A 14,399-nucleotide genomic window follows, 5' to 3' on the forward strand; every position below is an offset into this window, starting at 1 on the left:
GGGATACAGGCAAATTATTTAAGTGCTTAATTCAAATTCCTTGAGCATGTCGGTAATTTGCTTTTTAAGATTGAGCGCTAAAATCAGTCGCATCACAACGTCGGCTAAAACATTAAAAATTTATAATCCAGGCAGAATAAATCTTTAAAATTTGAAGGGCTAAGGCAACTATTACAACGCCTATGACCTCTAAGTGAGCTTATAAAGACATTGCACTCCGCACCGAAGATTAAGTGTAGGTAAATGACCTAAGATTTCTATTTGATTGTCTCTCATGATGCGTGATGTATAAATTTGACAGAAAAACCCCGTTTCATCAGCATCTGGAAATCCAATTGTCAGGAACAATTCTCACCGGTATAACCGTAGCTGAAACTAAATCTTACTTTTCCAAAATTTCGCGGCAGCCTGTTTTACATTTTTCCGAATGCTACTTCGTGTCTGAACATCCCTTCGGGAAAGAAACTCTTCTCTGTTTCTTTTCAAAAGTTGCTATACATTCATCAAAAAGCATGTTGCGTTATGCTTTCAAGTTGAGGAATTTGGCCAGAAGACTGCTTTTCCTGCCTGGCTGGCGTGATTAAATAGACATTTTTACTTGGCCGGTTTATCTCCTCCAAACGGATTACCAGTATCATAAAATGCATTTGAAGGTCCGTCTATACCTGCGTGACTTCTGATTGATCATTTTTGCTTCCAATCCAGTGCTCCTGACCTGCTTAGCCTCGCCATCCCAAAAATGAGGATGAATTTTCTGGCCTAGCGAAATGTGAGTATCCAGCCCGTCAATGGTAATGCGCAAATAGATAGGAGCTTTTCCGTCTTTGGATGCTTTTCCCCGGTAGAGCCATAACAGCAGGGATAAATTTTATTTGAATTTCATTCTCAACACATTTTAAGGTTAGAAATAAATGCTCTGGGAGAACCTTAAATCAAATCGCCACAATCAAACATTCATTCGGTCACCTAATTTACCAAATCCAAATGGTGACCGAATGGTTTGATTTATCTTGGTTCAGAATAACCTGCCTTTTTATTAAATATGCTGAAAATCAATGCATTTAAAACAAGAAAGGCACACTTTCGTGTGCCTTTTGTGATCCCGCTGGGATTCGAACCCAGGACCCATACATTAAAAGTGTATTGCTCTACCAGCTGAGCTACGGAATCCTAATTAATTATTTAAAATTGTCTTTTAAAAAGTTAAAGCGAAATTTCAAATAGTCAAAAAATACGTCAATTTTGTTTCACATTCATTCCGTGTCCCTCAATTGTGATGCAAAAGTAAACATTTTGATTTATTTTCCAAACTTAATACAGTACTATTTCACAAACCGAATTTTTATATTTTTCTAAGTTTCTATTTTTGAGAATATTGGCACTAAAAAAAAATTATTATTAATTAAAAAAATTGTCTGCTATTCTAAACGGCGGTCATCAGATTCAAACTTGATTCTAAATCTCACGCTGTTTAATTGCTGGTGATTTCACAACCGTCACCGTGATTATCGTCGCCAATATTAAAGCAACCGACATTAAAATATAGGAGGCTTCAAATCCGCTCGTGCTCCCATTTAGGTATCCAACGAGATACGATCCGATAAATGAGCCCAAAGCCCCAATGCTGTTTATCAAACCCAAAGCGCCACCGACAACATTCTTTGGCAATATCTCTGTTATTAGGGCAAAAAATGGTCCGTAAGGCGCATATAAAGCCCCTCCTGCGAAAACTAAGAGACAAAATGATAACCAAAAATTACTCGCGCCGACCAGATAGGCGCCGAAAAATGATAAGGAAGCGGCCAGAAGAAACGGCCAGATAAAAACTTTTCGATTCTGTGTCTTGTCAGAAAAATATGATGCTGCAAGCATTCCAATGATCGCCAGAATGTAAGGCACTGCCGATAACCACCCCGTTGTGACAATATCCATATCCGGAGCTGCCTTGACAATAGACGGAAGCCACATCACAAAACCGTAAACCCCAAGACTCCATAGTAGGTACTGAAAACACAAAAGAATAACAGCTCTGGATTTAAAGGCCTCAGCATAATTTTTCACAGGCTTTATTCCAACTTGTTCATCAAACAATTGGCTTTCTATATCTAGTTTTTCGACATCTGTCAGCCAATCTGCGTCTCTTGGTTTTTCATCGATCATTTTCCACCAGATAAATGCCCAGATAATCCCGGGGGCACCCTGAATGATAAACATCCACCGCCAGCCCATCGAATCAATAAGATATCCTGACAAAACGGACATCCATAACACCGTTACCGGATTCCCTAAAATCAAAAATGTATTAGCCCGGGATCGCTCCTTTTTTGTAAACCAATTGCTTAGCAAAATCAGCATAGAAGGCATTACGGCGCTTTCAACGACGCCCAGCATAAATCGGATTATGATAAGCGAGCTGACGTTACTGACCATTCCGGTTGCGGCAGCCAGCGCTCCCCATAAAATCAATGAGATAAAAATCAACTTCCTGGCGCTTTTGCGGGCGGCATAATGGGCACCTGGAATCTGAAAAAAAAAGTAGCCAAGAAAGAACAATGAGCCAAGTAACGAAGATATGTTGTTCGTTATATTCAAATCATCAGCCATTCCGCCTGCTACTGCAAAACCAAAATTGGCTCTGTCCAGATAGGCCAGGCTGTATGTGATGAAGACAATCGGAATAATTCGGTACCAGCGTGATGGAGCAAGTTGCGATTTCATCAAAGATCAGAGCTTTCGTTATGTCTTTCAGTAAAGACAATCCAACAAAGGACATACCGTTCTCGTGATCAATTTGTTTTAAAAATAGTTTCAATTATAATAATCCAAGACGAATGAAGAATGGAGGGTTTAAAGTTGAAACATGAATGACGATCTGTACCAGAAATTAGACAATCCTGTGTGGCATTCATTGCAAAGTTCACATAAAGTTTTTGCATCAGGAAACGAAATCATAAAACGATATCAGCCAGATTTCCTGACATTTTTAGGTTGCGAAGTGCCGCTGACAGTCAATTTGGAACATATTGATCAATGGATTACACCCGGCGAAAATTTCTTTATGGTAGGGGATTTACCAACGCTTACTAACAATTGGAGACTGAATGCGAGAATGGATTGTGTGCAAATGGTCTGCAATGAACTCTATTTCGATGCGGTTGATCGTGATAACAAGATCGTGCCCCTAACTGAAAATCATCGGGAAGAAATGCTTCAACTGATAAATCTCGTCCAACCTGGATATTTCCTCAAAAATACACCTCTCCTCGGAGATTATTTTGGAATAATACACGAAGACAAGCTGGTTGCAGTGGCCGGAGAACGTATGAAGATGATCGGCTTCACAGAGATAAGTGCAGTCGTGACACACCCTCAGCATACCGGAAAAGGATATGCAAAACAGCTCGTCGCGCACGTTTCTCAAAAAAATATTGAGCATAAAACGGTTCCCTTTTTACATTTCGTAAGCAGCAATATCCGGGCGAGAAAGATTTATGAAATGCTGGGGTATACCGAACGAAGAATCATTCCATTTTGGCAAATTCAATATAAATGATAAATAAACGTATGCATTGAAATACCGGCTTTGAAGCTCTATCGGTCAAAATGTTTCGTTTTTTTCGGTCAGCATAATCTTTACAAATCCAGGCAAATAACATCCCGTAGGACTTACCTATCGCGACTGTATACAAAAAAAGAATTCCGGAAGCCCGGAATTCTTATAAGTCTTACCCTCCTCTACACATTTAAAATGTGCATAATGCACAAATGTATAACAAAGTCGTATTTAAACAAAAAAATCTTTAAAGAACTTCGGTATAGATCGTAATATTCCTTCAAAACAATATGATAATTCATATCGTTTTTCATGTTCTGCCTCATATTGGCGTAATATAAAGCATCTAAATTACCTTCATGGCTTTAAGATTATAAAATTTTGATACAAAATCAAGTATTTTTATAATCATGCTAATTCAGTTCTATGAGTCTCAATTTTCCGGAGCAATTTATACGAATCGAAGTTCCCGCTTGGAAAGACTAAAATATCCCGGCAAAGCTTTTAGATTTAAACTTTGGCCGGGATAATTTCTGGGAACTCAGCAATGTTATATAAAACTATTTGCTTTGTTTTTGACTCTGCGACTTATTTTCGCTGCGATGTTCCTTTTGATTATTGGTGATATGGTCTTTCTTAACCATTTCTTCCTCTTTATGTCGGCTGTCAAGATTATCCTTATTTTCGACTTTGACCTGCGGCTTCGGATTAGATGTCTGTGACTGTTTCATAATTACCAGAATTAGTTATATCTAATTAATTATAAAAATGATGCCAATCCAGACGGTAAATGGGTCAGATTTTAAATGATTATTAGATTATCACATAAAAAAGGCGAGACATTTACGTCCCGCCTTTCTTTAAACCCATTATTCAATTTATCGCACAGAATTTCTTGGATCTGAATTAGTTTGCAACAGATATTCTTTCGGTGGCTCAACACCGAGAAGGTTTTTCACAAAATAATCCCAGCGTTTTCTCATCATGTAGGGATTATAACTTCCATATCCATGTCGGCTATTGGGGAAAATGACAAGATCGTAGTCTTTATTCGCTTTTTCCAGTGCTTCCACGACGAGCATCGTATTGTAAGGAGGCACGTTGTCATCCATCATGCCATGTGCAAGCATCAATTTACCTTTCAGATTTTTTGCATGAACCTGATTAGCCTGGTTTTCATAGTTGGAAACCCCATTTCCTGTGTCTGTTAAAAGTCCAATATATCGTTCACCCCAGTCATCCTCATAATTCCTGTTGTCATGGTTTCCGGATTCAGAAATACCCACCTTGAAAAAGTCTGGGAACATGAACATCGCACATGCCGTAGCAAAACCACCACCTGAATGTCCATGCATACCAACGCGGCTGGTATCCATCCAGTTGTGCCTACCAGCTAGCTGTCTGATCGCAGAAACCTGATCAGGCAGGGTGTTATCAGCCATGTTGCCATAACTCATGTCATGAAAACTTTTTGATCTGGAAGGATTACTGGTTCCTTCAAGCTCCATCACCACAAAACCCAACTCTGCCAATGCCTGGTTGTCTCTTCGTGACGCATTGAAGGCCCAAGATCCAATACTGCCGCCTTGCGGTCCTGGATAGATATAATCAACAATCGGATATGTCCTGGTAGAGTCCATATTTGTTGGCGTATACATTAGTCCGTACAAATCAGTTTTCCCATCGTGCGCCTTAACCGAAAATGGAATCGGAGCCTTCCAACCAGCTGTTTTCAAACGCGTTAGATCCATTTTTTCAAGTGGAAGAATAAGCTTTCCATTGGTATTACGTAAAACTGTAACAACAGGAACATCCGGCTGTGAATAGGAATCTACAAAATAATTCCCTGATGATGAGAGAATTACGGAATGCATACCGGGTTCTGGTGTGAGAGAAACAAGGTTTTTCCCGTCAAATCCTATTTTATAAAAATGACTGAAATAGGGATTGCCTGGCTCTTTGGCATTGGCCATAAAATATACAACCCTGCTTTTTTCATCAATTTTGATAACCTGTGTCACCAACCAATCGCCCTTTGTGATCTGGTTTTTCAACTTTCCCGACTCCGCATCATACAAATACAAATGCCCCCAGTTATCTCTTTCGGAATACCAGATAAACTCTTTCGATGATGGTAAAAAACGCCAGCTGATTCCCTTATGCCCCGACTCAAACTGTGTTTTTGAAGTTTCCTCAAAAATTTCTTTGACATCTCCTGTAATTGCATCTGCAATCCTGAATTTTTCCTGTTTATGGTCGCGGGAAGTTGATACAAAGGCCAGCTGACTTCCATCCTCGCTCCATTCCGCATCACTGAGCACGCCACCTCTGCTGATGTCATCGCCCAAAGTTGCCCGGTGCGCATCCGGCGAAATTTTCAACCGGATAATCGCAGGCGATTCTACATCGATGATCACGCGGTGAAGCATTGCGATGACACTGTCGCCCGGCAATGGGTATTTCCATGACTCCAACTTTGGATGTCCCACATTTGTTGTAACCAAAAACATATCACCTACTTTGCGTTCATCCTGCTGATAGGTAAATATTTTTTTAGAATCGGGCGACCATAACACGATCGGGCGATCACTGTGCCGCCATCCCGCATTATCTGCTGCATAACCAAAATCCTTCACCCCATCGGTAGTCAGTTGCCTGGATTGGTTTGTGGACATATCTCTTACCCACAAATTATTATCCTTGATATAAACAGCCTTTTTGCCATCCGGTGACAAAGATTCACTTCTTGGTTCATCATCGGATTTCGCTTTCGTTGTCGAGGTAAGCTGACCACTTTTTAGGTCAAACTTCCAGTCCTTATTTCCCTGAGAAAAAGTGACATATTTTTCATCTGGCGAGAAACCAATGCTCTGGAAAGGCAACATGAAGGCCGAATAATTTTTCCCCGTTGCCGAAGAAATAGCCTCGGCCAATTTTTGATGATTAAAAGCGGGAAGACGCTTTGCCTTTACCACATCCACCACGATAAACTCACTTCCCTGGGCTGTTAAAGTACGGTACCAAAATTTTTCGCCCGAAAACCAGGTTGGCTTTCCGGTTACGTTATCTACCAGGTTCTGGGTGTTGTAGGCCAAAAATTTCTCGGCTTTTTTGTAATCCTCTGCGGTGAGATCAGGCTGTTTTTGCGCATCAGCATTCCCGGCCAGCATAACGGATAAAAGAATTACTGCAAACTTTTTCATGTTAAATGGTCATAGGTCAGGAGTTGGAATTATTATTTCAAAGCGCAAAATAGACATTTTACACCAATCCGGTTCAAAAGCCAGCGTTTTGAATCGTTGTTCTGCCAACTTTTTATAATTCGTTATCAAATTTGACCACTGTACCCTCTCTTTCAAACCTTGATTATGAATTAGCAGATATTTTATATCCGATTCCAACCAAATCGAGTAATATTAAGTCTCCTAAAAGTTATATCAGATCAACAACCATGAAAAAAATTTTAACCTGCCTGGTATTATGCCTTTTCTTCACCAGCTGCCTCCCGTTTTTTAGAGAAAAAGATGGGAAATTTCTCAGTGAGGTTATAAACCTTGATGAGTTTAATTCTGAGTTTGATGATTATAATTCAGACATGGCTTACAATAAAAGCGGCCACACCCATTTGCTTTTTTCTTCAAAACGTGAAAAAAAGAATCTCTTAAATCTGGTTTATTTCAAGGCTGAGTTTACATATGATGGAAAACTTGGTGTGAAACGGTATAATAACTCAGCAACACAGAATCTCAGCTATTTTATGCACTATCAACCAACGGTACGCATGGCTGAAAAGGCAAACGGGAATTTTAATGTTTTTGGTCCGAAAACAATTTCACTATCAAGATATTTTAACGGTCCGATCACGGAACGCAATGATCTGTTATTGTTTTATGCCGATGATTCCGAAGGCAATCTTGAAATCAAATATGTTCCTTATTTAAGTTTGAAAATCGGGGAGCCGATGAAATTTGACATCCTGAATTCCTCCGCAGATGACGCATATCCAACGTTTTCACAGGAAGGCGACAAAATTTACTTTTGTTCTAACAGAGACGGCAATTTTGATATTTACGAAGTTTCCATCCCTGTTACCGTGCCTCAGAATATGACCGCGCAAAAACTGGTTCATCCCGAGAATTATACAATAAGAAAAGTAGAGGAATTGTCAACACCCTATGATGACAAATGCCCTGCGATTGACGGGAATAAAATGATATTTGTATCCGACAGACCGGATGGTTTTGGCGGCTTTGACATTTATGAATCCAAGCTGGTAAACGGAAAATGGCAAACTCCGGTAAACCTTGGAAATCGCATCAATACGCGTTACGACGAATACCGCCCTATTTTTGCCGACGCACAGTCTTTCACCTACCAGCTGATGGTATTTTCTTCCAACCGGCCCGGCGGTAAAGGTGGCTTTGATTTGTACATGACAGGGCTTGACGACTGAGAAGATTCAGCTGCTAATCTTACAAAAAATCAAAGATCTGTTATTTATTAATATACAACAAATATCTCTTTTCAACCTTTGTATGTCTGGTTTTTTGATCCAGGAAACCTTTTTTAAGCATCGTAATATGGAAGTTTTCGGGCTTCAGAATAATTTTTGCTTTTACGCCCGCTTGTATCAAACTATCTCCAATCGCAGCGGTTGTATATAAAAAACATGGGGTTTTCTGCATAAAATAACCAAGCTGATCTGTTGTTTTTAACAGATTAACATCTCCGGGACTGTAAAACTCGAATGAATAAGAAAAGGCATGATAAGACCCAACGGGTAGCTCAGTATTCGTTGCATAAATCACTCGCGCAGCCTCCCTACCCGACTGATATTGCAGCAAAAACGGGTAGAAAAAAAGGAATAAAAATACGTAAAGCATGGCAGCAGACGCATAACCCTTAAATGAAATTTGCTGCAATGGAGTTTCTGACTTAATAAAAATCGACCCGAATGCAATGGCCAACGTGATCACTGCGCAGAGGATAGCGTACGGAATATTGGTCAGGTATAACAAGCCGAGAATAGCGGCGCAGAGGAGAAATACCAATGCAGACTGAATCGTGGCAAATGTGGATAAGCCATTTACTCTTGATTTTTGATATAAAAAATATCCCGTGATGATAGAGAAATAGGGAAATACGATCACGATATAATGTGGAAGCTGGAATTTCGAAAGTGAGAACATGATGAAAGTGATGATCGTACTTCCATAAATTATCCAACGGACCGGCTGCCGGTCTTTGTCATTTTTCACCAAATAAACGACGCCCGCTATAAGTCCGATTGACCAGGGCAGGAATGCCCACAAAGTAGTATGCAGAAAAAACGAGAGATCGCCTTTTCCACGAATGGGACCTGTGTTAAAAAACCTTCCAAACTGGCTATCCCAAAAGAAGAATTTCAGACCGGAAACATTTGTCTGGCCAAAAACTACTTTTTCCGGATGCAGATCAAACTGGACATACAGACAATATAATTCAGGGAGAATACAAATAAAAGTAAGGATCAACAAAATCCACCACCGATAATTGATAAACTGAGCCCATTGTCTGGTGATAATCCAAAATATAACCCAGCCGCCTGCAATGGTTATCAAAACAAAAATACCTTTCGTCATGATCGCGCAGCCAGCGAAAACGGCCGCCGCTGCGATATGGCCCCAATGTTTTCCCTGGTAAATACCCAACATGTGCCAGATCGCGGCAATAATGCAGGCTGTCAGATACGGCTCTGCCCGAACGTCAAAATTGGCAAGTACACTGTGAAGTGCGACGGCATAAATCAGGACAGAAATCCGGGCTACCGAAGCGTTAAACAGATCACGTGCTGTCAGATAAGTATAAAACAGACTAACGAGCCAGAAAATAAATGCCGGGAGTTTATACCCAAACCCATTGATACCAAATATTTTATAACTTATTGCAGCCATCCAAAACGGAAAATGCGGCTTATCCAACCAGTCAGAACCGTTTCCGTAGAGATTAACCCAATCATTATGCTGAACGATGCGCTTCGCAATTGTAGCATAAAGCGCGCCGTCAGGTTCCATGATATCAAGCCATAATCCGGGTATGTTTAGCATGATACCAAGAAATAAAAGCCAGGGAAAATAACGTTGAAGGGAAAGTTCTGCGCTGGTCATAAATTAAGCTTTCAAATGATTCTTTTAAATTCTGATATTTTCAACCGAATACTAGTCAGACCGCATTGAAAAAATCAAATAAACTGATGTCTGGATATATGCAGTATTGATATGAATTTCGCAACTGAATTTTTTGCGGCAAGATAGGAATGAAAATAGCTGATAAAATAATTTCCTCGTTATTTTTATATTTTCACGTTATATATTCCAACGAAAATCTGCACAAAGGTGTCTTCGATTAAAGGATCTATAATCACACTGAAAATGGCCAGATATGTATTCCTCGTGTTTCTTATGCTGAAAATTTCGTCGTCGGAAGCACAGTTTTCGAGGTGGACTATTGCGCTTAAAGCCGGTGCCGGACGTTCGGGAATTTACAACAATGAGGAATTGGACGGAAATACTTTCGACGAATACCGTCGTGATTTAAGTTATTCCGGTGGTATTCGAATCGGGTACAATTTTTCAAAATATTTTTCAGTTTCGCTGGATCCTGAGTGGGAGAAAATAGAAGACAAGAGAAGGCGGAGCGCGATCCAACGCAATGTGGTGACGGACGATGGAACATTTAGCTTTACAAATATTTACGATTTCCAAAACAAATTCAGCCGTTTACAGGCTCCTCTTACTGTACAAATCTACCCATTTCCAGATAGAATTAAAGTCTATATAACCGGAGGTATTATGCCGTCCTATATTTATAAAGGTACCATATCCTTCGACTCAAAAACCACCAAACCAAACGCCATAATCACCGAAGGAGGAAAGTTTGACGCGGATTTCAGCATCCCTCAGAACAAAGGACAGGAAAAAGATTTAGGTTATTTAGCTGGTTTGGGTTTTTCCATTTCCAAACGTTTTTCAGCAGAATTGATTTACCGGTTCAACCGGCCGATCCGTTATACATTATTTGATCCGGGCTATACAATGATCGGTGTCCCGGTTTACACTATGCGGGCAAATCAGGGTTTTCAGCTTTCGATCATTGGAAAACTGAATTAAAAGATCGGTACAATAATAGTCAAAATAACGATTTTGAAATAGGATCTATGGAGCATTCAAAGGTTTCTTAACCTCTCGTACATCATCTAAATTTTTTCAAATGAACTTTGCCAAAATAGCAAAATTTACTTCAACACTTTTGGCTGTAAGTTTCCTGCATCTCCAATGCAAAGACTCGGATAATCAGCCTGGGCCATGCGATTGCCAAAGTAAATTAAGTACAGCTCACAGGGATTTTGATGGAGTGACATATAGTTTAGGAAAAAACTTGTTAGTTCCCTGTGGGGATTCGCTTTCCTTGCCGGTTCCATTCAGGAAACATGGTTTGAAGGTGAATGTATCGTACAGGCGCAAAGACTGTTATGGTGCTCTTACTTCACCACAAATATTCGGCGCTTATGGTTACTTCATAGATTTTACCGCGATCAGGGTAAAGAATCCGTAGCTATTTTAATCAGAAAACCTTCTTTTTTTGGGACGAGGACTTTATTTTCATGTTTGTTATAAATCCATATAACCGACCTGCATGCAATTTCACACCGAATCCAATTCAATTACCTGATTTTTATAATCGCCGGGTAATATGGCATTCCGAATAAATTTTTCAAACCCTAAAAAACGGCAGCCCTTATAAACCCATAGTACCGGTTTTAAATATTTAATTTTCCCAAGCGACAACAGCTGATTGACTCTGGCAGGAACCACCATGATCTGAACCTGCCTCAACATCGGATACCGGATCGGTACTAAATGTTTCCTGTATTGTTTATACAAATCCATAGTGAAATCGCTGTGTAACAGATTATCTTGTAAATGCTGTTCTCGCATAATTTCCCAAGCTTCAAAAGTCAAAGGAAGACCTCTGATTTTCATACGCTCGCCGACGGCGAGAAATACTTGAAACACATCATCTTTTTCAGCGAGAGTCAGTTTTCTTTCCAGCACCTCAAATGAACGAATGGAGTAATCAATAAGCATAAAAAGAACGTCCCGATAAGCCCAGTCAGGAATTTGGTCTCCCCGACTGTGTTCAACATCATGGTGAATGGCAGCAATTTTATCAATTGAATCCAGCGCGGCCTCATACCGGGAAAATACAATTTGTCGGGCATAAGAAACCGTTGAGAAGAGCCGGCCAAGAGGATCTGCAGGCAGCCGGCCGGTAAAATAGAGCCAGTCAACCGCTTTATTTAAGGCAAATTCGGCTGAGGCGCCGGCAAAGATGAAAAGTATGGAATCTGCCTTACCCCAAATTTCCCTAACGATCGAATCTTTTTCTACGAAATACTTCATTTTGAAACTGATTGGCCATATCATGTCTCACAAACGGGTTTAACGAAAAAAGGATTCCGCGAACGTCCCGCATAAGATCAGGAAATAATTAAGGCTGCGGTTTCAAACCCTCCCACTTTACTTTCCATTTTCCATCTTTGGGAAAACCTGGATTTGCAGTTTTAAGATCATCTGAACCAGCACACATTAACGCGATAGCTGCAAGAATTCCCCCATTTCCGGGAAGGTAAATCGTCAGGCGTTTGTCCTGAAAATTATGTCCGTTGGGTAAGTATGTATTCGTCCTGATATTTTTAAAAAGAGCATCAATCGCGTTTTCCGGCTTTTTTAAACGCGTGGCCGTCATGGCGATCATAGGAAAATCCCAACCCCAGGTACGCTCCCAGTGCCAGACTTTTTCGATTGTGTCATAAGTGCGCTGCATAACCAAAGTATCAACAACGCCATTGGCCGGCAAAGTACTCAGCGCAGCCAGAACCGCAGGGTGGTCAATCGTGAATTTACTTAATGGTGAATAAGAATCTTCGACACTTTCAGCGGCCTGATAAACGCCATCCTTTTGCGCGGGCGGAGCCAGTTTATCAATCACTTCCTGCCAGTGCTGATCAGGTTTTAATCCGGAGCGCGCCCTCCACTTTTGGGCAACTTGCAAGGCCCATTTCCAGTAAGCCAGCTCATAAGGTGAGTTAAATGTTTCTAGTGGGTTGTAACACTCCTGCGCAGGAATAATCCCCTTTCCAAGGTTATAACTCTGGGTTTTGGCATCCAGATGAGCAAATGAAGCCATAAAATCTGCGCTTCCAAAAATCAGTTTCTGATACTTTTCTAAAACTGCTTTCGAAGGATTGTTCCGATAAATCAGCTCAGCAAGATAGATGACATGCGGTTGCTGCCAAATTAAAAATGATCCAACTGAAGATGGTGATTCCACGCCCTGGTGATCAGTCATTTTTTGCCATCGTACCCCTTCATAACCTTGTCTTTCGGCAATTTCTCTTGCTCCATCGTACACATCAAAATACCATTTCAGACTTTTTTCCAGCAATTCGGTTCTTCCCCAAAGCGCGTAGTGGGCCGCGTGCCACCAGTACATTTCCAAATGTGGTTTTCCATACCAGCTGTTGTAGGTCAAACCCGTTTCCTGAGGCGGAAAATTTCCGGCACACTGGACCCGTGTGAGGTACTGCGATAGAACGATCCGCCTTTCCAGCTCATTTGCCCTGCTGTCGGTACTTCCTGCAAGGTCAATGGCTGCTCCTGAAAGCCAGAACTTATTCCAACCCGTGATGCTGCTTTTTTCAACTTCTGTGAATCCTGGCAAACTTCCGGATACCTTCTCGGGTGAGAACGAAACAGTAAGTTGAAAGTTATCTTTTGGCGCAGGCAAAAGTTCAAAATCGTGATCGCCGGTTTTAGTTAATCTCCCTTTATCCGTCCAACTGCTCTTGACATAATAACGGTCTTCATCCAGTTTCCTGCTAAAAACAGCACCAGAACTGGACTGACTTACTGTGGTTTCATGTGCTGAATTGTTTTTATAATTTGTCCCAACATCTGTAAACTGGTTGGACGGGTATGGAAATCTGAATCTGACTTTTATCCTTTTTTGTTTTAATAAGGCGGATGTAATATGAACTGAAATAATATCTCTTTCTGCATCTGCGATCGTGAGTACCTTTACGGTAGTTCCTCCTAACGAAAAAGTGCTTGAAATTTCACCGGTCCAGAGATTCAGTTCCTGATGAATATCTTGCAGATCCTGAGGTTGAGCAATACTGCCATCCTTTTTCAAAAGCTCCAAACCAACATTTCCAAGCTGCAAACGCGCCGGATTTTCTCTGAAATAACTGACGGCATTTTTATTTCTTGCAGGCTCATTAATTTGTACAGCATACAACCGATCCGCTTTGCCATTAAAATCATACGGTTTCAAAGTCTCGCTAAATTTCAGGTTTTCCGGGTTCGGGAAACTATGCCAGCCCCACTCCGACTGCGTTCCCAGCGGAACTCCTTTGGCATAATATTCAGGAAAAGATTGAAGCCCGGTGACGTCGACAGTATAGGCAAATTTACAATTGCCAACCGTCAGCGAAGAAAGTGTATCGATGGATTTTACGATCACATTGTGCCTGGCGACCACCGATTTCCGATCAATTTGGGAAAAGATGGGCTCTATTTGAAAGAAAGCCAGAATGAAAAACAGTCCTTTTATAAAATGATTCATTAATATTTCTTGATTAAAGAGGCATCAGTTATTTGGGGAAAACCTGCACTGTTCTGCGGCAAACATTCACAGCAAGACAAAACTGGACACGATTTTTCCGGGAAATATTCTAACCCAAATTGCCAGGTTCAGCAGTAATTAAGGTATGTTTTAGAGTATTCCCAATGATTAATGTAAATTT

At 40.7% G+C, this 14,399-nt stretch carries 10 protein-coding genes and 1 tRNA gene; 3 read left to right on the plus strand and 8 right to left on the minus strand.

Features of this window, described 5'->3' with window-relative positions:
* Positions 1-634: 634 nt before the first annotated feature.
* From AC1XUO_RS08985 to AC1XUO_RS08995, 3 genes are all read right to left on the minus strand, one after another.
* Positions 635-859: an Arm DNA-binding domain-containing protein gene (locus AC1XUO_RS08985; protein ID WP_483329573.1), complete on the minus strand. Its 225-nt coding sequence runs from the start codon at positions 857-859 to the stop codon at positions 635-637.
* 238 nt (positions 860-1,097) lie between these two features.
* A tRNA-Lys gene (locus AC1XUO_RS08990) sits at positions 1,098-1,170 on the minus strand.
* A gap of 285 nt (positions 1,171-1,455) precedes the next feature.
* The gene (locus tag AC1XUO_RS08995; RefSeq protein WP_483329438.1) at positions 1,456-2,718 is read right to left on the minus strand and encodes an MFS transporter; all 1,263 of its coding nucleotides are present in this window, start codon (positions 2,716-2,718) and stop codon (positions 1,456-1,458) included.
* A 142-nt stretch (positions 2,719-2,860) separates the two neighbouring features.
* On the opposite strand from AC1XUO_RS08995, the gene AC1XUO_RS09000 reads away from it, so the two are divergent.
* Positions 2,861-3,553 (plus strand): GNAT family N-acetyltransferase, encoded by a 693-nt coding sequence (locus tag AC1XUO_RS09000; protein WP_483329439.1) that lies wholly within the window; start codon positions 2,861-2,863, stop codon positions 3,551-3,553.
* Between the two features lie 560 nt (positions 3,554-4,113).
* Here AC1XUO_RS09000 and AC1XUO_RS09005 read toward each other — a convergent pair.
* Positions 4,114-4,284 carry a hypothetical protein gene (locus AC1XUO_RS09005; RefSeq protein WP_483329440.1) on the minus strand — a complete coding sequence of 57 codons (171 nt, stop codon included), beginning with the start codon at positions 4,282-4,284 and terminating at the stop codon, positions 4,114-4,116.
* A gap of 147 nt (positions 4,285-4,431) precedes the next feature.
* Complete coding sequence (locus AC1XUO_RS09010; protein WP_483329441.1) at positions 4,432-6,756, minus strand: DPP IV N-terminal domain-containing protein; 2,325 nt, start codon at positions 6,754-6,756, stop codon at positions 4,432-4,434.
* A 248-nt stretch (positions 6,757-7,004) separates the two neighbouring features.
* Between AC1XUO_RS09010 and AC1XUO_RS09015 the strand changes: the two genes are divergently transcribed.
* Positions 7,005-8,006 carry a TolB family protein gene (locus tag AC1XUO_RS09015; protein WP_483329442.1) on the plus strand — a complete coding sequence of 334 codons (1,002 nt, stop codon included), beginning with the start codon at positions 7,005-7,007 and terminating at the stop codon, positions 8,004-8,006.
* 40 nt (positions 8,007-8,046) lie between these two features.
* Here AC1XUO_RS09015 and AC1XUO_RS09020 read toward each other — a convergent pair whose 3' ends face one another.
* The gene (locus AC1XUO_RS09020; RefSeq protein ID WP_483329443.1) at positions 8,047-9,699 is read right to left on the minus strand and encodes an ArnT family glycosyltransferase; all 1,653 of its coding nucleotides are present in this window, start codon (positions 9,697-9,699) and stop codon (positions 8,047-8,049) included.
* 264 nt (positions 9,700-9,963) lie between these two features.
* Between AC1XUO_RS09020 and AC1XUO_RS09025 the strand changes: the two genes are divergently transcribed.
* A complete protein-coding gene (locus AC1XUO_RS09025) occupies positions 9,964-10,701 on the plus strand; it encodes an outer membrane beta-barrel protein (RefSeq protein ID WP_483329444.1) in 738 nt (245 codons plus the stop codon).
* A 534-nt stretch (positions 10,702-11,235) separates the two neighbouring features.
* On the opposite strand, the gene AC1XUO_RS09030 is transcribed toward AC1XUO_RS09025, so the two are convergent.
* Together AC1XUO_RS09030 and AC1XUO_RS09035 are read right to left on the minus strand one after the other, a co-directional pair.
* Positions 11,236-11,994, minus strand: a complete 759-nt coding sequence (locus AC1XUO_RS09030; protein WP_483329445.1) for an oxygenase MpaB family protein — start codon at positions 11,992-11,994, stop codon at positions 11,236-11,238.
* Between the two features lie 88 nt (positions 11,995-12,082).
* A complete protein-coding gene (locus AC1XUO_RS09035) occupies positions 12,083-14,218 on the minus strand; it encodes a hypothetical protein (RefSeq protein WP_483329446.1) in 2,136 nt (711 codons plus the stop codon).
* Positions 14,219-14,399 lie beyond the last annotated feature (181 nt).

The sequence above is a fragment of the Dyadobacter sp. HNCC25DJ186 genome (assembly GCF_056895235.1).

Excerpts from the sequence above, each read along its gene's own strand:
- AC1XUO_RS09035 (WP_483329446.1), bottom strand. The coding sequence starts at position 14,218 with ATGAATCATTTTATAAAAGGACTGTTTTTCATTCTGGCTTTCTTTCAA.
- AC1XUO_RS09030 (WP_483329445.1), bottom strand. The coding sequence starts at position 11,994 with ATGAAGTATTTCGTAGAAAAAGATTCGATCGTTAGGGAAATTTGGGGT.
- AC1XUO_RS08995 (WP_483329438.1), bottom strand. The coding sequence starts at position 2,718 with ATGAAATCGCAACTTGCTCCATCACGCTGGTACCGAATTATTCCGATT.
- AC1XUO_RS09005 (WP_483329440.1), bottom strand. The coding sequence starts at position 4,284 with ATGAAACAGTCACAGACATCTAATCCGAAGCCGCAGGTCAAAGTCGAA.
- AC1XUO_RS09015 (WP_483329442.1), top strand. The coding sequence starts at position 7,005 with ATGAAAAAAATTTTAACCTGCCTGGTATTATGCCTTTTCTTCACCAGC.
- AC1XUO_RS09025 (WP_483329444.1), top strand. The coding sequence starts at position 9,964 with ATGGCCAGATATGTATTCCTCGTGTTTCTTATGCTGAAAATTTCGTCG.
- AC1XUO_RS09020 (WP_483329443.1), bottom strand. The coding sequence starts at position 9,699 with ATGACCAGCGCAGAACTTTCCCTTCAACGTTATTTTCCCTGGCTTTTA.
- AC1XUO_RS09000 (WP_483329439.1), top strand. The coding sequence starts at position 2,861 with ATGAATGACGATCTGTACCAGAAATTAGACAATCCTGTGTGGCATTCA.
- AC1XUO_RS09010 (WP_483329441.1), bottom strand. The coding sequence starts at position 6,756 with ATGAAAAAGTTTGCAGTAATTCTTTTATCCGTTATGCTGGCCGGGAAT.